The organism is Helcococcus sueciensis DSM 17243 (assembly GCF_000423145.1).
Taxonomy (GTDB): domain Bacteria; phylum Bacillota; class Clostridia; order Tissierellales; family Peptoniphilaceae; genus Helcococcus; species Helcococcus sueciensis.
In genome coordinates, this window is record NZ_AUHK01000009.1 from 51,398 (window position 1) to 75,015 (window position 23,618).

At 28.9% G+C, this 23,618-nt stretch carries 22 protein-coding genes; 16 read left to right on the plus strand and 6 right to left on the minus strand.

From position 1 onward, the window contains the following. Window positions 1-144 precede the first annotated feature (144 nt). On the minus strand, window positions 145-1,767 hold the full coding sequence (locus tag G534_RS0103815; RefSeq protein WP_027347945.1) for an ABC transporter ATP-binding protein: 1,623 nt from the start codon (window positions 1,765-1,767) through the stop codon (window positions 145-147). Between the two features lie 85 nt (window positions 1,768-1,852). Further along, window positions 1,853-4,714, minus strand: a complete 2,862-nt coding sequence (locus G534_RS0103820) for an insulinase family protein (RefSeq protein WP_027347946.1) — start codon at window positions 4,712-4,714, stop codon at window positions 1,853-1,855. 266 nt (window positions 4,715-4,980) lie between these two features. Here G534_RS0103820 and G534_RS0103825 point away from each other — a divergent pair, with 266 nt between their 5' ends. The 10 genes from G534_RS0103825 to G534_RS0103870 all read left to right on the plus strand — a co-directional run bounded on the left by G534_RS0103825 (window position 4,981) and on the right by G534_RS0103870 (window position 12,935). After that, on the plus strand, window positions 4,981-5,661 hold the full coding sequence (locus G534_RS0103825; RefSeq protein ID WP_027347947.1) for a hydrolase: 681 nt from the start codon (window positions 4,981-4,983) through the stop codon (window positions 5,659-5,661). Window positions 5,662-5,782: 121 nt separating this feature from the next. Further along, window positions 5,783-6,067, plus strand: a complete 285-nt coding sequence (rpsF, locus tag G534_RS0103830) for a 30S ribosomal protein S6 (protein ID WP_027347948.1) — start codon at window positions 5,783-5,785, stop codon at window positions 6,065-6,067. Between the two features lie 18 nt (window positions 6,068-6,085). Further along, window positions 6,086-6,568, plus strand: a complete 483-nt coding sequence (locus G534_RS0103835) for a single-stranded DNA-binding protein (protein ID WP_027347949.1) — start codon at window positions 6,086-6,088, stop codon at window positions 6,566-6,568. A gap of 638 nt (window positions 6,569-7,206) precedes the next feature. After that, window positions 7,207-7,431, plus strand: a complete 225-nt coding sequence (gene rpsR / locus G534_RS0103840; RefSeq protein WP_027347950.1) for a 30S ribosomal protein S18 — start codon at window positions 7,207-7,209, stop codon at window positions 7,429-7,431. A gap of 229 nt (window positions 7,432-7,660) precedes the next feature. Continuing rightward, window positions 7,661-8,581 (plus strand): phosphate/phosphite/phosphonate ABC transporter substrate-binding protein, encoded by a 921-nt coding sequence (locus tag G534_RS0103845; protein ID WP_027347951.1) that lies wholly within the window; start codon window positions 7,661-7,663, stop codon window positions 8,579-8,581. Window positions 8,582-8,642: 61 nt separating this feature from the next. Next, a complete protein-coding gene (phnC, locus tag G534_RS0103850; protein WP_027347952.1) occupies window positions 8,643-9,389 on the plus strand; it encodes a phosphonate ABC transporter ATP-binding protein in 747 nt (248 codons plus the stop codon). Window positions 9,390-9,407: 18 nt separating this feature from the next. Next, window positions 9,408-10,187: a phosphonate ABC transporter, permease protein PhnE gene (gene phnE, locus G534_RS0103855; RefSeq protein WP_027347953.1), complete on the plus strand. Its 780-nt coding sequence runs from the start codon at window positions 9,408-9,410 to the stop codon at window positions 10,185-10,187. Beyond that, window positions 10,187-10,963, plus strand: a complete 777-nt coding sequence (phnE, locus tag G534_RS0103860; protein WP_034595953.1) for a phosphonate ABC transporter, permease protein PhnE — start codon at window positions 10,187-10,189, stop codon at window positions 10,961-10,963. The genes phnE (G534_RS0103855) and phnE (G534_RS0103860) overlap by 1 nt, the downstream gene beginning before the upstream one ends. Further along, complete coding sequence (locus G534_RS07860) at window positions 10,963-12,045, plus strand: metallophosphoesterase (protein WP_051177414.1); 1,083 nt, start codon at window positions 10,963-10,965, stop codon at window positions 12,043-12,045. The genes phnE (G534_RS0103860) and G534_RS07860 overlap by 1 nt, the downstream gene beginning before the upstream one ends. A gap of 107 nt (window positions 12,046-12,152) precedes the next feature. Beyond that, window positions 12,153-12,935 (plus strand): hypothetical protein, encoded by a 783-nt coding sequence (locus G534_RS0103870; protein WP_027347955.1) that lies wholly within the window; start codon window positions 12,153-12,155, stop codon window positions 12,933-12,935. Between the two features lie 667 nt (window positions 12,936-13,602). Here the strand turns inward: G534_RS0103870 and G534_RS0103875 are convergent. After that, complete coding sequence (locus G534_RS0103875; protein ID WP_027347956.1) at window positions 13,603-14,280, minus strand: DUF3221 domain-containing protein; 678 nt, start codon at window positions 14,278-14,280, stop codon at window positions 13,603-13,605. A gap of 250 nt (window positions 14,281-14,530) precedes the next feature. Here G534_RS0103875 and dnaX point away from each other — a divergent pair, with 250 nt between their 5' ends. From dnaX to G534_RS0103900, 5 genes are all read left to right on the plus strand, one after another. Further along, window positions 14,531-16,183, plus strand: a complete 1,653-nt coding sequence (gene dnaX, locus G534_RS0103880; protein ID WP_027347957.1) for a DNA polymerase III subunit gamma/tau — start codon at window positions 14,531-14,533, stop codon at window positions 16,181-16,183. Window positions 16,184-16,198: 15 nt separating this feature from the next. Continuing rightward, window positions 16,199-16,534 (plus strand): YbaB/EbfC family nucleoid-associated protein, encoded by a 336-nt coding sequence (locus tag G534_RS0103885; protein WP_027347958.1) that lies wholly within the window; start codon window positions 16,199-16,201, stop codon window positions 16,532-16,534. An 11-nt stretch (window positions 16,535-16,545) separates the two neighbouring features. Continuing rightward, window positions 16,546-17,148 carry a recombination mediator RecR gene (gene recR / locus G534_RS0103890; protein WP_027347959.1) on the plus strand — a complete coding sequence of 201 codons (603 nt, stop codon included), beginning with the start codon at window positions 16,546-16,548 and terminating at the stop codon, window positions 17,146-17,148. A 72-nt stretch (window positions 17,149-17,220) separates the two neighbouring features. After that, window positions 17,221-18,339: a hypothetical protein gene (locus tag G534_RS0103895; RefSeq protein ID WP_027347960.1), complete on the plus strand. Its 1,119-nt coding sequence runs from the start codon at window positions 17,221-17,223 to the stop codon at window positions 18,337-18,339. 188 nt (window positions 18,340-18,527) lie between these two features. Then, window positions 18,528-19,583, plus strand: coding sequence for an FAD:protein FMN transferase (locus tag G534_RS0103900; protein ID WP_027347961.1), 1,056 nt, complete (start codon window positions 18,528-18,530; stop codon window positions 19,581-19,583). A 154-nt stretch (window positions 19,584-19,737) separates the two neighbouring features. Here G534_RS0103900 and galE read toward each other — a convergent pair whose 3' ends face one another. Both galE and cbpB read right to left on the minus strand, forming a co-directional pair. Then, window positions 19,738-20,724, minus strand: a complete 987-nt coding sequence (gene galE / locus G534_RS0103905) for a UDP-glucose 4-epimerase GalE (RefSeq protein ID WP_027347962.1) — start codon at window positions 20,722-20,724, stop codon at window positions 19,738-19,740. A gap of 8 nt (window positions 20,725-20,732) precedes the next feature. After that, entirely contained in the window at window positions 20,733-21,194 is a 462-nt protein-coding gene (cbpB, locus tag G534_RS0103910; protein WP_027347963.1) for a cyclic-di-AMP-binding protein CbpB, read from the minus strand. Window positions 21,195-21,375: 181 nt separating this feature from the next. Between cbpB and htpG the strand changes: the two genes are divergently transcribed. Further along, window positions 21,376-23,235, plus strand: a complete 1,860-nt coding sequence (gene htpG / locus G534_RS0103915) for a molecular chaperone HtpG (RefSeq protein ID WP_205617656.1) — start codon at window positions 21,376-21,378, stop codon at window positions 23,233-23,235. A 203-nt stretch (window positions 23,236-23,438) separates the two neighbouring features. Here the strand turns inward: htpG and G534_RS0103920 are convergent. Then, a partial coding sequence (locus tag G534_RS0103920) for a transposase (protein ID WP_027347965.1) occupies window positions 23,439-23,618 on the minus strand: 180 nt, incomplete at its 5' end.

Sequence of the window (23,618 nt, forward strand, 5' to 3'; positions counted from 1 at the left end):
GTGGTTAAAATAAAAAGGTGATGAGTAGAATAGATTTAACTAATCTGCACATCACCATTTTTTTATGATTCTATGTCAACTGTTGGGGTGCTGATTCTTTATAATCAGAATCTTCCAATTATTCATAGAGATTTTTTATTTAAATTAAACTATTTCATACAATTTATTACAATCTTCTAAGAATTCTTTGTTGTGACTAATGGCTATAATTATATATTCTCCAGTATTATGAAGCTTTAATATATTGTCTTTAATTACTTTTTCAGTGTTTTTATCAATATTTGAAGTTATTTCATCAAGTAATAAAACTTTGTTTTTACGAAGTAGACCTTGAGCAAGAGCAAGTCGTTGCATTTCTCCACCAGACATTAATTTTCCAGCTTCTCCAATATCAGTCAATATTCCATTTTCAAGAGATTTTATATATTCATCAAGTTTTACAAAATTTAGTACTTCTTCTATTTCTTCATTTGAAACATCTGGATTTGCAAGGTTTAAGTTATACTTAATAGTTCCAGGGAAAAGATTAAACTTTTGAGAAATCAATGTAATATTATCCCTAATACTTAAAGAATTTATTTTGTTAATATCTGTATTATTATAAAATATAGAATTATCATCTACATCATAAAATTTTAGTAGTAGATTGAAAATAGTTGATTTACCAACCCCACTTTTACCGAAAATTCCAACAAAATCTCCTTTTTTACAATTAAAGTTAAGGTTTTCAACAGCTTTTTTTGAATCGTTGTAGGAAAAGTTTAAATTATTAATTTTTATATTTTCAATATCGTTAATTTCGATTTTATCATCATTTTCCTCTCCTACTAAGTCTAGGAATGAAAATAGTTTTGAATTTTCTGCATCATGTTTTTTTATTTCAATCCTGGTTCTGAATATATTATTTATATTTATATATAAGATTCCAGAAAATGAAATGATTGAAACGAGTTGTCCAATAGTAATAGATTCAATATTTTCAATTATTAAATAAGATCCAACTCCAAAAGTAAGCCCTGTAAAAAGCATAGATAAGAACCCTGTTATCCAAATGCCTGTAATCATATCAAGCGCAGCTATTTTTCCCCACATTTTTGAGATTTTTGTATTAAGACATTCTACTTCTGCTATTTTTTTATCTTCAATCCTTAAAGATTTAATGGTATCAATCCCTTTAAAAATATCTGCTCTTGTTTGACCAATAACTGCATTATATTCTAAAACATTTTCGATATTTTTTTCTAAAGATTTAGAAATTCTTTTTATAGGGAAAATAGCTAAAGGAATTATTAATAATTGTAAAAGAGCTAAATAAACAGAATAATTTAATATCAATATAAATATTATGATTGAAGTAATTATATATCCATAATATTTTGGAAGCTCTGACACATAAAAATTAATATATTGTACAGCTTCTTTCGAAGCATATGTTGCTAATTCTATCGAATTTTCGTTATCAAAGAATGATTTTTTTTGATTAATTAAATTTTTCAATATGTCTATAGATAATTTATTTCCACTATTTCTAGCAAAAACAATGGTTATATAGTTGAATATAGCCTGAATTAAAATATGTATAAAAGGAATTAAAACAAAAAGTAAAATACCAATATAAATATAGTTTAGATTTTTATTTGGAATATAATCATCCACTATATTTTTCATAACTATTGGTGGTATCAGTGTAATAATTTGTAATGTAATAAATATTATAAAAGACAATATGCTTATAGATTTTGATTTGTATTTGTTTATATTATCCATAATATCTCCTATTTAAATAATATATATTTATAAAATAAAACGCTAATTGTAATAACTAGCGTTTTATTTTGATTGTAAACTTTTCTTATAATTCTATAATCTCATCAAACATATCTTTATTGATCTCGATGATTTGTGAATTTCCTAAAACTGCTAAAGAAGCTGTATCAAGCATTTCTTTTATTTTTGGAGTGGTTAGTTTAAGTGTGACAATGTCTGTTTCAAGAGCATTGACAATCATTTTTTCAACTGTTTCGTTTGTAAGTCCTGTAATGAATTGAGACATATCAAAGAATGATTTAGTTCTTTCTGTTCTTGGAGGATCTATCTTTCCTACAGCTCCTATAATGTATGGAAGTAAGTCTTCTTCTGTAACTCTAATTGATTCTAAGAATTCTGGTATTTTATTATAGATATCAATAGTTCTTTGCAGATTTGGATCCCTATATGAATAGGTTGCAAAATTGTTATTTATAGAAGTCAGCATTCCAGAACCATATGCTCCACCTTTGGCTCTAATTTCAGTATATAAATATTCTGTAGATACAAGATTATTTAATACTGTGAATTTAGAATTATATTCCATGTTTAATTTATTACCATATGAAACATAATTTACATCAGCAGAGGTCTTGAACCCTTCATGTTTTTTATTTGGTGTGAATTCAAATTCAGTTTTTATGAATTCCTTATAATCGATAGATGAAGCTAGTTTTTCAATTTCAGGTATAAGGGATTCATTTTCAAATGTAGAACCAATATTTATAATTAGATTTTTTCTATTGAATACTTTATTATAAACATTTTCTAATTTTTCAGAAACTTCTTTCATATCTTTATCTGAAATTTCTTTGATGAATTGATAGAAATCAACACCATTTATAAATTCACCATATTTCATATATGGAAGATGGTTTGAAACCGCGCGATTCATCATCATTACATGAGCTCTTTGATATAGAGAAATTTCATTTGATGCCTTAATTAGTAAAATTATTTCTTTAATTTTATCAAGATTATCAAATTTAGTTTTATTTATGATTTCTTCAATGATTTCTATGGAGTTTTCTATATTTTCTGTGAAAATTTTTGTTGACATTATTAATTTTCTACTAATTTCGTTCTTTTGATAAATATTAAATTGACTCATATTGAATCCTATACCACCGGTATTTAATAGAACTTTTTTATTCAAATCACTGAAATTGTAGTTTTCTGTATCTATAGCACCAAGTATTCCTGTTAATAAAGAGGTATAAAGAATATCTTCAGGAGAAGTGATATGATCAATATCAAAAGCTAGATCGATATAATCAATACCTGATGTAGGAAGATTATGTTTTAGAATTGTGTAGTCATTCATATCTAAAACTTCTCTATCGATTTTTTCTACTTTCGTGCTTACATCGTTCTTTTCAAGCATAGGAATGGTTGCTTTTTCTTCATCAGTATTATTTCTTGACTGGAAATCATCCATTTCTATACGTCTTTGAATATATTCTTCTTTTTCTCTTTCGCTTAATGAATTCTTTAGATTTTCTAGTTGTTTTCTAACTTCTTCATCTTTTTGATCATTTAGTCCCTTAATTGGAATATGAGAAACTATAGATTTATGGTTTGATTCTAATATATTTTCTTTGATGAATTTTTCAAATATACCATTATCAATATTTTCTTCAATATAAGTTAAGTCATCTTCAATATCTATAGCTTCTATCGGAGATTTGTCATATAGCCATGAATCAAATGCCATTGTAAAATAAACTATACCTTTTGTTGAATATCCACCTTTTTCTCTAAGTTGGAATTTATAGTTATTTAGTTCAGATAAAATAAGTTCTTTATCAATTCCTGTTTCTACAATGTTTTTCAATTCATCTTCGATTAGTTCAACAAATTTATCTCTATCATCTACATCTATATTTTTAGCAATAATTGAAAATACGGATTCTAATTGATTTCCAGAAGCTGATATTATAACATCTAGAATACCTGATGAAAGAAGTTTTTGTCTTAATGGGGAACTTTCATTTTCTATTAAAGCTTGTGTTAAAACTTCTGAAAGAATTCTAATTTTAGAGTCTCTGGCATCTCCAATAATTGTTGAATAAGAAACAAAAGAATCTTTAGGATTTACATCTTTAGTAGTATTTATATAGTTTACGCTATATCTTGTCGAATTGAATTTTTCTTGAGGAATAAGTTCTGAGTCAATTTTTCTATATTCATAATTGGATAGATATTCATTGTGAATACATTCTAAATATGATTCATAATCCATATCTCCATATAAGAAAATATAGGAGTTTGAAGGATGATAAAATTCATCATAAAAATCATTAAAATCATCATATGTTAAGCTAGGAATAATATATGGATCTCCTCCAGAATTGAAAGCATATATAGTGTCTGGCATCAATTCTTTATAAATGTTTTGATAAACTTGTGATTCTTGAGATGACATAGCACCTCTCATTTCATTGTAAACGACTCCTTTGTAAGTAAGTTCATCATCTTCCAGATTATATCTCCACCCTTCTTGTCTGAATATTTTTTCATCTTTTCTAGCTCTTGGATTAAATACAGCATCTAGATAAACATCGGTTAAGTTTTTAAAATCTTTATCATTTCTTGATGCAACAGGATAAATAGTTTTATCTGAATATGTCATTGCATTTAGAAATGTATTCAATGATCCTTTTATCATATCCATGAATGGTTCTTTGGTTGTATATTTTTTAGAACCATTTAATACTGCATGCTCGATTATATGGCATACTCCATTACTATTTTTAGGTGGTGTTCTAAATCCTATCCCAAATAATTTATTATCATCTTCATTTGACATTATAAAGACTTTGGCTTTAGTTTCAATATGCTCAAACACTAATGCTTGTGCTTGTTCATTCTTCAAATATCTATCTTCAAGTAGGTTAAAATGTTGCATAATTCCTCCATATTTTTGTGTTAAATAAAGTATAACATAATGATAAAATTTTAGACAAAATAAAGAGATAAAAGTTAAGTAAATTTAATAAAAATGGCATTTTTTGTATTAATGTATATGTTATAATTATTTTGAGATTATTAGGAGGAAGTTTGAGAGAGAAGTTTTTTAAAAGACCATCCATAAAAGCGAAAATAAGAGAAATACGTACTGCGGAACACGGAGATCATTTTATTGCTGAATATGGAATAAATAGTTTAGCAGAAATACCAGGAGTAGATAAATCAAAATCTGTACCAAAAATAAGACATCAATTAAGAAAAAGATTAGTTGTAGTCCCAGAAGTAATAGATAAAGTGACAGGAATAAATATACTTGAAAGAAATATAAAATCGATAATTTTTACTACAGATCTTGCTATACTTACGAATTCAAATGCAGATGCTGTAATGGCGGTATACCCATTTACACCACAACTGTCTATTACCCAAGCAATATTAAGTACAGCAACAGTACCAGTATTTGTTGGAGTAGGAGGAGGAACGACCTCTGGAAATAGATCATTAAATATTGCTTTACAAGCAGAATTATATGGAGCCTATGGTGTAGTAGTAAATACACCAATGAAAGCGGATAATATAAATATGATTTCCAATGAGTTAGACATACCTGTAATAGCAACTGTAGCATCATTTAAAGATGATTATATGTCTAAAATAAAAGCTGGAGCATCTATATTAAATGTTTCTGCAGGAAAGGATACAGCTGAATTAGTAAAGAAAATTAGAGAGACTGTCGGAGAGGAATTTCCAATAATAGCAACAGGAGGGCCGACAGATGAATCAATAATAAAGACTATAGAAGCTGGAGCAAATGCAATAACCTATAGTCCACCAACAACAGGTGAAATTTTTGCAAGTATAATGGAAGAATATAGAAAAGAATAAAAATATTAGACGAATCTTACAAATTAAATACTTAACTTGATTTAAAAAGAATAGTTTGGTATACTGTTTCAGTAAATCTCTACTCCGTATAGAAGCGGGGTTAAACCGAAGGGAGGGCAATATGAATAGTTATGAAATGATAGTTATTTTGAAGCCTAATACAGAAGAAGACCTAAAGAAAGACGTTTTACAAAGATTGTATGACGTAATCAACGAAAATGGGAAACTAGGTGAAGTTGATGATTGGGGAATCAGAAAATTAGCTTACGAAATAAATCACATTAAAGAAGGTAACTACGTTCTAATTAACTTTGAAGCTGAACCATCAATAATCAAAGAATTAGAAAGAAGATCACAAATTACCGACGCTATTATTAAATATTTAGTAGTAAAGAAAGAGTCTTAATATTTTAAGGAGGATTTAATGAACAATGTTGTATTAATGGGAAGATTAACCAGAGATCCTGAATTAAGATATGTACAAGCTAATGGAAACACAGCTGTAGTTAGATTTAATATAGCTGTAGATAAGAATTTATCAAGAGAAAAAAGACAAGAGATGGAATCAAGAAACCAACCAACTGCAGATTTTATAAACTGTGTTGCTTGGGGAAAACTTGGAGAAAATATTACTAAATATACAGGAAAAGGTCTAAGAGTTTTGGTTACAGGCAGAATCCAAACTGGATCATATGAAAGAGACGGACAAAGAGTTTATACTACAGAAGTATTAACAAACAATATTGAATTTATAGACTGGAAAGATGGAAATAATTCAAATTACTCAAATAATACTTCATCAAACTCTTCAAGTAATAATTCAGATGATTTTGTACCACCAATTGATGACGATTTTGAATATTCAGCAGATTTTGATCCAACAGAAGATAAAAGGATTCCTTTCTAACTGACACCCAACGAAATGAGCGTGTAACGCGAAATTGAGTTGTAGGTGGAAGTTATGCAGCGAAAGCCAAAATCGATCGAAGAGCGATTTTGAGCTGAAGTCGCGAACTGACACTATAGACAAAAATGAGAAAGTGCAGCGAAAGCCAAAATCGGGCGAAGAACGATTTTGAGCTGAAGTCGCGAACTGACACTATGAACAAAAATGAGAAGGTGCAGCGAAAGCCAAAATCGATCGAAGAACGATTTTGAGCTGAAGTCGCGAACTGACACTATGAACAAAAATGAGAAGGTGCAGCGAAAGCCAAAATCGATCGAAGAACGATTTTGAGCTGAAGTCGCGAACTGACACTATGAACAAAGATGAGAAGGTGCAGCGAAAGCCAAAATCGGGCGAAGAGCGATTTTGAGCTGAAGTCGCGAACTGACACTATAGACAAAAATGAGAAAGTGCAGCGAAAGCCAAAATCGGGCGAAGAACGATTTTGAGCTGAAGTCGCGAACTGACACTAAGAACAAAAATGAGAAGGTGCAGCGAAAGCCAAAATCGGACGAAGAACGATTTTGAGCTGAAGTCGCGAACTGACACTTACGACAAAATTCAAGTTTTCGTTAGGGAAGAATTTATAGGAGGAAAAAATGGCAAGAAGATTTAGACAAAGAAAAAAAGTTTGCGTATTTGACAAAGACAATAACAAAATAATCGACTATAAAGATGTTAACACATTAAAACCATTCATCTCAGAAAGAGGTAAAATTTTACCAAGAAGAGTTACAGGAACATGTGCACATCATCAAAGAATCGTTGCTAGAGAAATTAAGAAAGCTAGACAAATAGCTATCTTACCATATCAAGTAAATTAATAAAATTAATTAGCCGCCGAACTTAATGTTCGGCGGTTTTTCTATGAATGTATTTATGTATATTTACCTAATTGATGTTTAAATATTTAAAAAGGGAAATAAACATATTTTTAACATATATATTTAATATATACTTTACAAGAATTAGTGTAAAAAAACTAAATATCTGATAAGATACATATTATAGGTTAGGATTAATTTGTAAATAAATATATAAGGAGAATATATTATGAAAAAAATTTTGTCGTTATTGCTAGCATTAGTTTTGGTGTTTTCATTGGTTGCATGTAGTAATAATAACACTGAAACAAATGGTGAATCAGGAGTTGAAAGTGGCGTGTTGAATGTTCAATTTGTTCCAACAAATAATGATGGGACAATGCAAGCAAAAGCAGAACCATTTGCAAAATATTTAAGCGAAAAGTTAGGAAGAGAAGTAAAAGTAACTCTTGCAACTGACTATTCTACAATTGTTGAAGCCATGGCATCTGGTCAGGTAGATTTAGGAATTATGCCACCAGCTGCATATGTACAAGCTAGAGGATTAAAAGCAGCAGAAGCTCTACTTACATCAGTACTTGGTGGATATAATGACGAAACTGGTGAACCAGAAGATCAAACATCAGGAGCATTTAAAGCAGAAATTTTAGTAAGAGCTGATTCTGATATACAAACATTTGAAGATTTAAAAGGTAAGAAAATTGCTACATTAAGCCCAACTTCAGCATCAGGCTACATTTATCCTGTAGCAGAACTTAAAGGAAAAGGACTTGATTTAACTAAAGAATCAACACTTACACCAGTAAATGATATTCCATCTGAAATCACTTCAGTATTAAATGGTCAACAAGATGCAGCATTTTCATTTGAAGGAACAAGATATGTATTTAATGGCATATTTGATGAAGATCTTCCAACAGAACTTCGTGTATTATACTTAACAGAAGCTGAAATTCCAAATGATGCAATTGCAGTAAATCCAAAAATGTCTCAAGAATTAAAAGATAAGATTGTTGAAGTTTTCAAAAATATGAATCAAGATGAAGAAGGCAAAGAAGCAATGTCAATGTGGTCTCATCAAGGTTATACAGATGCAGTTGAATCAAATTATGATACTGTAGAACAATACACAAATACAGCAGCAGAGTAATTTTAATAATTTAAGACGACTAATTCTTCATAGAATTAGTCGCTTTTTAAAAGGGAGAAATATGATTGAGTTTAAAAATGTAACAAAAATATATGACAATGGAGTAGTAGGGCTAAAAAATGTCACTTTAAATATTGAACAAGGAGAATTTGTTTGTATTATTGGGCTTTCTGGAGCAGGAAAATCAACATTACTTCGTTGTATAAATAGATTAAACGAAATTACTGAAGGAGAGATTTTAATAGATGGAAAATCTCTTACTAATGCAAGTACTAAAGAAGTTAGAGAAACTCGTAGAAAAATAGGAATGATATTTCAACAGTTTAATTTAGTTAAGAAAAATACTGTGCAAAAAAATGTACTTACAGGAAGATTAGGATATTACAATGGTCTTCAAACACTATTTGGACTATTTTCAAAAGAAGACTATGAAAGAGTAAATAGAGCGCTTGAAAGAGTGAATTTATCTGATAAATTGAAGGATAGATCTGACTCGCTTTCAGGGGGGCAACAACAAAGAGTTTCAATTGCAAGAACAATTGTACAAGAAGCAGAGATAATACTTGCAGATGAGCCAGTGTCTGCGCTTGATCCAATATCATCACAAACTGTAATGGATGATTTTAAGAAATTAAATGAAAGTTTGAATAGAACCGTAATTATAAATATTCACTCAGTAGATCTTGCGCGTCAATATGCAAAAAGAATTATTGGAATGAGAGATGGAGAAATAGTTTTTGATAGGCCAGCAAGCGAAGCGACAAATGAAAAACTAAACGAAATCTATGGCGCTGCTATATTTGATTAGGAAGAATAGGTATATATTATGAAGTTAAAAGACACAATACATGATCATCTTATTTCAAATATTTTTCTATTTGGATTTATATCATTTATATTTTTGTATGCAGGAAATTTTATAGGATCCGATTTAACGGAAGTTATTAAGAATAGCGGACAATCGCAAATATTTCTATCTCAATTACTTGAGCCCGAATGGAGCTATTTACCTCAATTAATTCGTCCAATGTTCGTAACACTTGCTATGTCTGTTGCAGGTACATTTATAGGAACACTATTTGCAATACCTGCAGCATTTTTAGGGACATATATAGTAACTAGAAATACATTAATAACAGTAATATTTAGAGCGATATTTAGTTTAATCCGTACTATTCCAAATTTACTTTTAGCTGCAATTTTAGTAGCTATCTCAGGTATAGGAGAATTTACGGGAGTAATGACAACTTCCATTTTTACATTTGGAATGCTTTCACAATTAGTATTTAATGCTATTGAAAATGTTGAATATGGTCCAATCGAGGCAAATGAATCAATTGGCGCAACAAAATTCCAACTAGCAATCACATCCATTTGGCCTCAAATTGAAACAAGTGTATTTCAAAATGTTTTGTATACATTTGAAGTAAATGTAAGAGGCTCAGCTGTCCTTGGATATGTTGGAGCTGGTGGTATCGGAGTTTTACTAAATACGGCACTAGGATTTAGACAATATGGAAGAGTAAGTTTGATAATATTATTTATACTTTTAGTTGTTGTAATTGTCGACTTAGTTAGTGGATACATTAGAAAGGAAGTACTATAATGTCAAGAAAATTCAGAAATAATTCTCTAAAAATAGCAGTAGTACTTATCATTATACTTTCATTTTATTTCCTAGACTTTAGTGGGGGAACACCTTTAACTGGAAAATACATTTCACAAATATTTACAGGATTGACTCATCCAGACTGGAGTTTTGTATATCAAAAAGGTTCAAATGAAGATTTACTAAGTCTTATGTGGGAAACTATTATGATAGCTTTGTATGGAACAGGACTTGGGACAATACTTTCAATTCCATTTATTCTACTTGCGTCAAACTCTATTTGGGGGAAATTTACAATAGTGCCAAAAATCGGAAAATTCATTCTAAATATTATGCGTGCGATACCAACTATTATCTATGCAATTTTATTTGTAAGAGTTGTAGGTCCTGGTCCTTTTGCGGGAGGGCTTGCAATCGGAACGCAACTTGTGGGTATGCTTGGGAAATTAATTTCTAATGCAATGGATAATGTTGACAATACTCCAATAGAGGCATTGAACTCTGTAGGAGCAAGTAAGTTCCAAACTTTCCAATATGCTCACTTACCACAAATCACTTCAATTTCAGTTTCTCACATATTAAATCATTTTGAGATATCTGTAAGAAGTGCCACAATACTCGGTTTGGTAGGAGCAGGCGGAATTGGAGCGCCTATAATATTTGCTCTACAATCAAGAGACTGGGGTAAGGTAAGCATAATACTTATCGCAATAATCATAGTGGTATTAATTATCGACGCACTTGGAACATTTATAAGAAAGAAGCTTGCGTAATGGAAAATTTGAAAATTTTATCAACAACTGATGTTCATGGATATAAAGACAATGGTTTGAAAAATATACTTGATTTAGACAGAGATTTATTTATAGATAATGGAGATTTTTTTATAGGTAGTCCAGTTACTTTCTATTCATATTTAAAAGAAAAAGAAAATCCATTTATAAAAATCGCAAATCAATTAAACTATGATGTTATGATTCCTGGAAATCATGATTTAGATTTTGGTATAGAATATTTGAAAAATATTGTAAAAAAGTTAAATTGTGAATATATTTGTGCAAATTTAGTGGGTATTGATGATAATTTGATTTTCAAACCATATGCAGTAATTGAAAGAAAAGGTATAAAAATAGCAGTAATAGGATTATTAACAGAAGGATTTTCAATGTTAACTGGAAAATACTGCCCGCAAGAAGTATATGTAAGAAATCCAGAAGAAGTACTTCGAAATATTCTAGATGAAATCAAAGGGAATGTTGATTTTATAGTTGTTTGCTATCATGGTGGAGCAACTATAGACCCCGTAAGTAACAAAAGATGGTTTTATTCATCTATAGAAGATGGGGCAGGTGAACTAATCTCGCAATTTCCAGAAGTAAATTCATTTATATATGGTCATCAACATTTTACAAATGCATTTATAAATGGTAAAACTTGCGTAATCCAGCCTGGTTCATATGGAAAATTTGTAGGAATTCAAGAGGTTAATATTTCAGTCAATTCGATATTACAAAATAAAGTTGTAAAATTAGAAGCTGAAAAATGGGGAGTTTTGGATAACGATTATGAAAAATGGCTAAATGAAAAAGCTCCAATCTCAGAATTTACGAATTATATAAAAAAAACTTACAAAGCAGATAAATATCTATTAGAATTTAAATCCAAAACAATTCAAGAATTTGCAAATGAATTAGAAATTCCATTTAAACTTGGATTTTATGAAGTTCCAGGAGAAGGTACTGTTCTTGCAACACCAGGAAAAATAGACAATAGATATTTGAAGAAAAATATAATAGATACTTTTTTTGGAAATTTTTTGATGTCGTGTTTAAGTAAGGGAAAAACAACATTTTGAAAGTTAAGCTCTAATTATTAAATATTTGAAATAATGTTGGCATTTTTTAAATGTCCGATTTTGATAGAATTAAATTATAATCAAATATTTAACAATAGGAGTAAATAATGAAACATAAAGATAGCCTAGACGATTTGAAATTAAAATATAAAAAGTTAAAAAAGAATGTTGAAAAACTTGATGTCGGTGATGTAAAAGGGAGTCTTATTGTATTAACAAAAAATAATAAAGTTTACTATAAACATTCTTATTACGAAAATAATGAAAGAAAAAGAAAATATATTTCTAAATCTAATATTCAATTAGCGAAAGATTTAGCTCAGAAAGATTATAATAAAGATGCAAATTTCGCAATCGACCTTATTCTTGGTCAAATTGAAGAACTTAAGTCAAGTATAGAAAAATATAATCTTGAGGAAATATTTAACAATATTAAAAAAGAAATACAACCTTTAGTTAAGACAGCAGAACCTACATGGCAAGAAATTGTAGAGTCATGGGAGAATTTAGAATATACTCCAAATCCATTTGAAATAACAAAACCTATTTATACTAAAAAAGGTGAAGCAGTAAGGTCGAAAAGCGAAAGACTTATTGCCGATATATTATTTGAAAAGGATATATTATATAAGTATGAATATCCTGTCATATTGAAAAATGGCAAAACAGTATATCCAGACTTTCTTCTATTTACAAAAAGCAGAAAAAGCATTTTCTGGGAACACTTTGGAAAAATGGATGAGCAATTTTACGCTGATAGCGCAATTGAAAAAATGGAAGCTTATAGAGAAACTGGAATAAGGAATATTGTCTATACATTTGAAACCATAAATCATCCACTAAATCAAAATACCATATATGATATTATTAAAGAATATAATTTAGAGTGAATCTAAAAAGTTGAGAAGATAGGAGTGTTTGGCGTCTAAACTTTGGAGAAACTTAAAAAACACTAAAGAATTTTGTGAAGTTTAAGGCGTTGGTGTCTAAAGCTTCAAAAATGCTAAAAAGACACCATAAAAACTTTGTTAAATCTAAGGCATTGGTGTCTAAAGCTTTATAAATGAAAAAAAGACACTAAAGAATTTTGTGAAATTTGTGACATTGGTGTCTAAATGCCAAAATATAATAAAAAGACACTAAAAAAACTTTGTTAAATCTACGACATTGGGGTCTAAAGCTTTAAAAATGAAAAATAGACACCAAAAACGATGTGTGAAACTTATAACATTGGTGTCTAAACGCCTAAAAATAGGGAAAAGACACCATTTTTAAATAATCGTACTTAAAAAATTAGTGTCTAAATGCCAGAAATTAGAAAAAAGACACCAAAAACAAAAAATGTGACAAAAATAATTAGTGTCTAAATCTCTAAAATCAGCAAATAGTCACCAATTAAAAAAACAAGAGAAGAAGTTAGTGACATAAGTATTAAAAATAGCTAAAAGACACAAAAAAACAAGAAGGTTTCCCTTCTTGTTTTAATCTTTAATATCTTAAAACTAAATAAGATTTGTATAAGTAAATAATTGATTTACTTTATACTACACTTTTCTATTATTCTGCGTTATCTACTAAAGTGATATTTGTTGCACTTATTTGTGGTGGTATTGATCTTGTCATCATACCATTGTATTCGATTTCGATTGTGTCACCATTTTTGATGTCGTATGAAGCGTCTTCAGGAAAGTTTACGATAATTGTTTCATTTCCTTTTCCTTCTTCGCTTTCTGGGTCTGGTGTAACTGTTAAGCTGTTGTCAGCCATTTCTACAACTGTTGCATTGAATTTATAAGCTGATTCATCATCAGAGTTTCTTGTATCAGAACCTGAGTGATCTAAAACAGTAATATTTGAAGCGAATACTTGACCTGGATAAGATGTCATCATTATGCCATCATATTCAACTTCGATATTATCACCAACTTTAAGGTCATAATTGTTCTCTGTAGGAATAATTACGATAAGAGGGTCACCTGAGTTGCCTTCATTACCATTATTATTTAAGCTCACTGTTAATTTGTTTTCATTGATTTCAGTAATATTTGCTTCGAATTTATACACTTCATCTTCTCCTTCATTTTCTGAATCAGATTCCATATTAGATTCCATAGGAGTTTCCATTTCTGTTTCCATCATAGATTCATCCTTAGTTTCTGTATTGTTTGTAGTGCAGGCTGTTAATAGTGATAGTGACAATAGAGCAGCTACTAGTGTGTATAACTTTTTATTCATATTTCCTCCTAAATTTTAAATGAAATAAATCATTTCAAATTTCGTTTTAAGTATCTTACCAAAATCTTTGCATAATGTTAATATTTATTAGGTAAATTTAATATGAAATGTATTTTAATGAGATTATTACTACATTTCTAAAAAGCTGTGATAAGCTTTTACATTTATACTAAAGATTATGGTATTACATATTTACCCGAAACTATTATACATAAACTTTTCATATGCTATAATTAAACCTGAGGTGAATATGAAACAAGCATTATATAGAAAATATAGACCTTCAGATTTTGATAAACTTTATGGTCAAGATAATATAGTTAATATATTAAAAAATCAAATAAAGAACAATAATATTTCTCATGCTTATATATTTTCTGGAACTAGAGGTACAGGGAAAACCTCTACAGCTAAAATATTTGCAAAAGCGGTAAATTGTTTGAATCCACAAGATGGAAATCCGTGTAATAAATGCGAAAATTGTAAATCTATTATAGAAGAAAAGACAATGGATATAGTAGAGATGGATGCTGCTTCAAATCGTAGAATTGATGATATAAGGCAATTAAGAGATCAAGTTATTTATCCACCTACTACTCTAAAATATAAGGTATATATAATTGACGAAGCTCATATGATAACAAATGAAGGTTTTAATGCATTGCTTAAAGTAATGGAAGAACCTCCAAGACATTTAATATTCATATTAGCTACTACTGAAATTGAAAAAATACCTGAAACCATACTTTCTAGAACACAAAGATTTGAATTTAAATCTATTTCTACAAATGATATTAAAAGTCAAATTGATGTAATATTAGATAGAGAAAATATTAAGATTGAAGATAGAGCAAAAGATATAATTGCAAATGTTGCTTCAGGAGCAATGAGAGACGCTTTATCGGTGTTAGATCAAGTTATCTCAATAGGTAAAGATGAGATTACCACAAGTGAAGTATATGATTTATTAGGGCTTTTTAGCGATGAAATAAAGAAAGCTTATTGTAAATATATTTTTGAAAAAGATATAAAGGGATTACTTTCTCTAATAGATACTGAAATAGATAAAGGTAAAAATCCAAATAATTTTATAAAAGAAGTGATTCAATTTTTCAAAGATTTAATATATGCAAAAATTGGAATTAAAAATTTAGAATTTTCAGATTTAATCAATGATATTAGTCTAGAACAATTAATAAATAGTGTAGATATTTTACTTGAATATGAAGAATTAATGAAAAAATCTGATAGTTCTGATTTGCTGTTTAGAGTAGCTTCAGTAAGACTTATAGATTTTATGTCAAGAAGACAAATGGAATCTATGATAAAGAATTTAGAATTAAGAGTTGAAGCACTAGAGAAAAATGAAATTGTTGTAGAAAAAAAGAGAGCTCCTATTAAAGTTACGGGAACGGATAAAATTGAATTAGCAGAAGATGGAAGTTTTTTTAGCGAGAAAATTATTCCAAAAGACGAAAATGAAGCAATAGAAAAGGCTAGTGATTTAGATAATGTTGATACAACAAATGTTTCAAAAGAAGAAATAATAAAACAAACAGAAAAACAAAGTCAATCTTTAACAAATCAAGAAATATCTGATATACTTTTAAATGCTTTATCAAAATATCCACAGACCGAAATGATGCTAAATGGACTTCAAGAAGTAGAGATACATCAAAACAGAGCTGTACTTTATCTAGATAAAGAAGCCAAAGCTATGACTTTAGGTTTAAGGGCAATATTTAATAAAGTAGAACAAGAGTTGAAAGAAACTATAAAAAGATCATTTACTATAGAAACTAGAGAAACTAAAGATAGAAACCAGAACAAATTAAACCAAGACACTATAGAAAATTTAAAAAATCTATTTGGTGACGATTTAAATATAAAAGATAAAAGGTAGTTAAAAGGAGGAATTATGGCAAGAAGAGGCGGATTTGGTGGTGGAAACATGAACCAAATGATGAAGCAAGTGCAACAAATGCAAAAGAAAATGCAAGATGCACAACAAAAAATTGAGGAAACAGAATACACATCTTCTATAAATGGAGGAGTTGTAGAGATTTCTGCAAATGGTAAAAAAGAAATTTTATCTATAAAGATAGATAAAGAAATTGTAGATCCAGAAGATGTTGAAATGTTAGAAGATATGATAGTTACTGCTGTGAATGAAGTAATCAAAAAAGTAGAAGAAGATGCTTCAGAAAAAATGGGAGCATTAACAGGTGGATTAAACATCCCAGGAATGTTCTAATAAGAGGAAAAATGTTTGATTATCCTAAATCAATAGAAAATTTAATAGAAAATTTAAGAAAACTTCCTTCTGTGGGCAGAAAATCAGCTCAGAGAATGGCTCTTCATATTGTAAATATGGAAAATGCAAGTGTGGAAGAAATGATAGATGCGCTTAAATACGTCAAGGAAAATATTAAAAAATGCGAAATATGTGGAAATCTTACAGAAAACACTATTTGTGATATATGTAGAGATCACACAAGAGATAGCGCAACTATCTGTGTTGTAGAAGATTTTACAAATCTTTTGACTATTGAGAGATCGAATACATTTAATGGAAAATATCATGTATTGAATGGATTATTGAATCCAAATTCAATGATTAATCCAGATAGCATCGGGATAGATAGTTTGCTTGATAGAATTTCTAATGAAGAAATCAAAGAAATAATATTTGCGATTTCGCCAACACTTGAGGGAGAAACTACAATGCTATTTATAAAAGAATTGTTAAAATCAAAAAATCTTAAAATTACTCGTATAGCAAGTGGTATACCGGTTGGAGGGAATTTAGAATACTTTGATGAGATTACTTTAAGCAAGGCTATAGAAGATAGACGAGATATTGTTTAACTTGTGAACGATTGACAATTCTTAAACTTCATACTATAATAGTAATGTTAATTATGTATCTAGGAGGATATAATGAAAAAAATTTTAAGTTTATTATTAGCATTAGTTCTAGTATTTTCACTAGTTGCATGCTCAAATAATGAAAAAGAAACAAGTACAGAAACAAGCGCTGAAACAAGCGCTGAAACAAGCGTTGAAACAAGTGAAGAAACATCAGAAGAAACAAATGCTGAAGTTACATCTGGTGAAATTTCTAAAATTGCTTTAGGTACATCTGTATCTTTAAAAGGAACAGATTTAGCTGAAGGAAAGGGTAGCGCTCAATCAGACGTTACAATTGCTGCTTTAGCATTAGACGCAGAAGGTAAAATTGTAAAAGCTCATATAGACGTTGCTCAAAACAAATTTGCAGTGAATGACGATGGAACTTTTGCAGTAGAACCAAGTGCAGCTGAATTCAAAACAAAACATGAATTAAAAGAAGACTACAACATGAAGGGTGTATCTGAAAAGAATGGTATCGGTAAAGAATGGTACGAACAAGCTGCAGCATTCGAAGAATATATCGTAGGTAAAACACCTGAAGAAGTAGTAGCTATTCCAACAGAAAAGAAAGATGACCATCATTTAAACGTTCCAACAGATGCAGATTTATTAGCATCAGTTACAATTGATATTGGAGCATTCCAAAAAGCAGTTGCTGACGCAGCAGAAAATACAAAAGATGCAGCAGGTGCAACACAATTAGGATTTGCAGTAAAATCATCATTAGGTCATAGAACAGCTGCAGCAGCTGAAGATAAAGGTGCATCAGTACAATTTGAAACAGCAATCGCAGTTACAGGATTAGACGCTGAAGGTAAAGTAGTAGCTTCTCTATTAGATAATGCTCAAAATACAGTAGCATTTGATAAAGAAGGTAAAGTGGTATCAGATCAAGCAGCTGAAGGCACAACAAAGAAACACCTTAAAGAAGCATATGGTATGAAAGACGCTTCACCAATCAAAAAAGAATGGTATGAACAAATCGAAGGTTTAGAAGCTTGGTTAGTTGGAAAGACAGCAGATGAAGTTTCAGGAATGGAACTTGAAGAAGGAAAACCAAAAGATGCTGACTTATTATCAACTACAACAATCACAATAGACGCATATCAAAAAGCTGTTTCTGAAGCTTTCAATAATGTTAAATAATTAAGAAAATAAATAAAATAGGCTAGAAACTAAAGTTTCTAGTCTTTTTTTGTTTAAATAATAAAAGATTTATTGAAAGTAAAGATATATTAACTATAAGATAATTATTAGTAAAATTCTAATTTGATAGTTTTAATTAATTTGATATATAATATTTGGTATACGATAAATTATTATGAGGAGAAAAAATGAAAAAGATTATAGGGATATTATCTTTATTGTTAATACTTGTTGGATGTTCTAAAGATAAAGAAAAATATACATCTACATTTTATGATACATTTGATACAAAAGTTTTATATGTTGAATATGCAGAAAGTGAAGATGATTTTAATAAAAATGCAGAATTTGTAAAAAGTGAATTTGAAAGACTTCATAAATTGTATGATAATTATAGAACTTATGATGATGTAAATAATGTAAAGACAATAAATTTAAATGCTGGAAAAGAGCCAGTAAAAGTAGATGAAGATTTATTTAAAATGATTAAATTTTCAATGGATAATTATGATAAAGTTCTTGGTAAGACGAATATTGCAATGGGTAAAGTTTTAGATATTTGGCATGATATTAGAGAAAATAATAAAGATAAAGAGAATAGTGAAATAATTTTGCCAAAAAATGAAGATTTAATTGAAGCGAACAAATATACAAATATAAAAAATGTAATTCTTGATGAAGAAAATATGACAATATATATTACAGATCCAGAGATGTCCATAGATTTTGGAGCTGTAGCAAAAGGGTATGCTGTAGAATTAGTTGCTAAAAAACTTGAAGAAAAAGGTATAGAAAATGCATCTATCAATGCTGGAGGAAATGTCAGAACTATTGGTAATCCTGGTGGAGGCAGAAAAACATGGGGTGTTGCTTTACAAAATCCTGATATGCAAAGTAAAGATTATTTAGATGTTTTATATATTGAAGGAAGCAAATCTGTTGTAACTAGTGGAGATTATCAAAGATATTTCATTAAAGATGGGAAAGTGTACCATCATATAATTGATCCGAAGACATTGTGGCCAAGTGAACAATACGCTGCAGTAGTAGTAGTAACAAAAGATTCTGGATTAGCAGATTTATTATCAACAGCACTTTATTTATCAACTAAAGAAGAAGCGGAAAAAATAATTTCAAATTATGATGATGAAATAGGAATTATCTGGGCTGATCATAATGGAAATAAGACTTTTACAGATAATATGAAGGATCTTATGCAATCACAAGGTGCAACAAGCAGGTAATATAAAATATATTGAGATTTTAGAGTAAATTATATATTAAAATCATTTATAATGTTAAAAAATAAAATTAAAAATGAGAGTAATAAGGTGCCCCAAAGTTGTACTTAAAAACAACTTTAAGGAGGTCAGTTCAAATTACTCTCATTTTATATATTTAAGCTTCATAACCATTAGGGTTTTTCAAATGATAATTCCAAGCGTCTTGTAGAATTTCTTCAATATTTGAGTGTATAGGAGTCCAGTTTAGAACTTCTTTAGCCTTTTCATTTGAAGCTACAAGTATTGCTGGATCGCCAGCTCTTCTTTCTGATATTACAGTATTTATTTCTTTTCCTACAACTTTTTCAGCTGCTTTTATTACTTCTAATACGCTATAACCATCACCTGTACCTAGATTGAATATTTCGGAAGGGTTTGATTTTCTTAAATAATTTAAAGCTTTTAGATGTGCATCAGCTAAGTCTAAAACATGAATATAGTCTCTAATACATGATCCATCTCTTGTATCATAATCATCACCAAATACGAATATATTTTCCCTTTGTCCAAGAGGAACTTGAAGAATTAGAGGTATTAAATGAGTCTCTGTAGTATGAGCTTCACCTATACTTGAATCCTTTGAAGCTCCTGCAGCATTGAAATATCTTAAGGAAACATATTTTATTCCATAAGCTTGATCATACCATTTCATAATTTTTTCCATCATTAACTTTGATTCTCCATATGGGCTTTTTGGAACTGTAGGATCTGTTTCTTTTATTATTTTTGAAACAGGTTCTCCATATGTAGCAGCTGATGATGAGAAGACAATATTTTTAACATCATTAGCATTCATAACATCAAGTAAACAAATCATTCCATATACATTATTATTGAAATATAGGGAAGGTTTGGTCATTGATTCTCCTACTAAAGAAGATGCAGCGAAATGTATAACCCCATCTATATCGTGAGTTTTAAATACCTTATCTAATTTGTCTTTTTCTCTTATATCAAACTCGTAAAAATGTTCTACATCAACACTAGCTTTATGTCCTGTAAGTAAGTTATCAACGACAACAACTTCTTCGCCATGTTTTTTAAAAAATTGTACTGCATGTGATCCAATATAACCTGCACCACCAATAATTAGTACTGCCATATGTCCTCCTAGAATTCAATATTTAAAATTTTATCAAAATTATGAAGCAATGAATTTGTTTTTTTCAAAATAGAGCTTCTTGTAATCATTCCTTTATATTTTTCGTCTTTATCTACTATAGTTACAAAATTATAATCTATAAGTAGTTTTAAAATATCTTCTAATTCAAAATCGTCATAGACCTTTGCGAAATGCATATCTATATGGTCTTTTACTTTGTAGTCTGATAATTTATCAAAGTTTTTAAAAGTGTCTTCATCCAAAGATTTATAAATTTGATGTAAGGAAATTAATCCGACAAATTTATTATCATAATCTAACACAGGAATTTGTGTGTAATTAGATTCTTTAAGAATTAACATTGCATGAAGCAAAGAGTTTTCAGCAAAAACCATAGTAATATTTTTAACGGGAACTATAAGGTCTGGTTCTGAATTAAGAAAATGTTTTATAATTTTTTCGTTGATCATTTCCACCTCACACTTTTAATTATATTATATAATTAAATTAAAAAAAAGGAAGTAAAGTATAATATTAAAAATTTGTATAAAAAATAAAGTTTAGATTTAAAATCTATTAAATTTAAATATTTTTACATTGGGTATAATATAGTATAGTTCAAAAGAATTCTATAAGTTTTAGGAGGATATTATGAAAAAACAATTTGAAACTGAATCAAAAAGAATTTTAGATTTAATGATTCATTCTATTTATACAAATAAGGAAATATTTTTAAGAGAAATTATATCAAATGCTTCTGATGCAATAGACAAGAGATATTTTATGTTATTACAGGACAAAGAAGATACATTTGACAGAAAAAATTTTGAAATTGAGATAGAGGTTGATAAAAACTCAAGAACAATCGAGATTAATGACAATGGAATAGGAATGTCAAGAGAAGATTTGGAAAACAATCTTGGAACTATTGCTAAGAGTGGTTCATTAGATTTTAAAAATCTAAATAAAAATGACGAAATTTCAATCATTGGTCAATTTGGTGTTGGATTTTATTCAGCATTTATGGTGGCAGATAAAATAGAAGTTCATACAAAGAAGAAAGATGGCGAAGGACTTTTATGGACTAGTGAAGGCGCTGATGGATATGAAATAGAAGAAAAAGCAAAAGATGAAATAGGTACATCCATTAAGCTTTATATTAAAAAAGATGATGAAGAATATGATGAATATCTAAATCAAGGATATATTAAATATTTAGTTAAGAAATATTCAAACTATATTAAGTATCCAATTGTTATGGAGGTTGAGAAATCAAGACCATCTGAAAATGAAGAAGATGGGGTGGAAGAATATAAAGAAATTGAAACTCTGAATTCTATGGTTCCTATTTGGAAGAAAAATAGAAAAGATGTAACAGATGAAGAATATATAAATTTCTATCATAATCAAAGATATGGTTTTGATGAGCCTTTAACATGGGTTCATTTAAATGCTGAAGGAATAATTAATTATCGTGCTATTCTATATATTCCTACTCAAAAACCGTTAGAATATTACACTTCAAATTATTCTGGTGGACTTGAACTTTACTCAAATGGAGTAATGATAATGGAAAAAAATGATGATTTATTACCTGAATATTTATCTTTTGTAAAAGGGATAGTAGATAGTGATGATTTATCATTAAATATTTCAAGAGAAATTTTACAAAATGACAGAAGAATGCTTGGGATAGCGAAAAACCTTGAAAAGAGAATACTTCAACAATTAAAAACAATTTTAAAAGATGATAGAGAAAAATATGAGAAATTCTACAATGAATTTGGGCTAAGTCTTAAAGCCGGAATATATGAAAGTCAAGGTCAAAAGAAATCAGAGATTGAAGACTTATTATTGTTCAAGACCTCAGCTTCAAAAAAATACAAAACTCTACAAGAATATAAAGATTCAATGAAAGAAGATGATAAATTTATATATTATGCAACGGGAAGTTCATATGGAAACATTGATAGTATGCCAGCTGTTGATGTAATGAAGTCAGAACATGAAATTATTTATTTAGATGAACATATTGACGAATTTGTTATAAAACTTATGGAAGATTATAAAGATATAAAATTCAAAAATGTATATGATGAAGAAATTTCTGAAAATGACGAAGTTCAAGATTCAGCTGAAAAGTCAAATCAAGAAGAATTATTTAGAAGAATGAAAGAAATAATAGGCGATGAAGTTGTAGAAGTTAAAAGAAGTAATAGATTAAAAGAAGATGCGTCATTTTTAAGCTATAAAGGAGATATATCAATAGAAATGGAAAAAACATTATCTATGCAAGCGAATAATCCTTTCCCTATAAAAGCTCAAAAAGTGTTAGAAGTAAATACTGAAAATATATTATATGATAAATTGATCTCAGCACTCTCTCAAAATGATGAAAATACAATAAAAACAATTACAAATGTTTTATACAATCAAGCAAGGCTAATAGCAGGACTTGAAGTTGAAGATATTGTAGAATTTACAAGAGAGTATAATGGTTTGATTAAGTAAAATATTGAAATACTAATTCAATTAAAAAATAAGAGGTGGTGTTGCAGATTAGTTAAATCTAGTCTACACACCACCTTTTTTCTTAAATATCTAAATTTAGACATTACAGTCTAGTCTTAAATTTTTGATTTTTCAAAAATTTATAAATACACCCCTAAAAATAGGCGCACTTAATAAAGCTATGCTTTTTTACAAATATTTTTCTAAGCAGCTTTATATTTTATTATTTCTAAATTGTTTTTAATTATCTTTGATGATAATTTATTTAAGTTTAAGGCTATTGATAAAAGGTTTATTTCACTTCTTACATTTAGTTTTCCTGTATGATTAAATCTATTGTATGATAAACCATCTTTTATTTTAGAAAAGGCTCCTTCAGATTG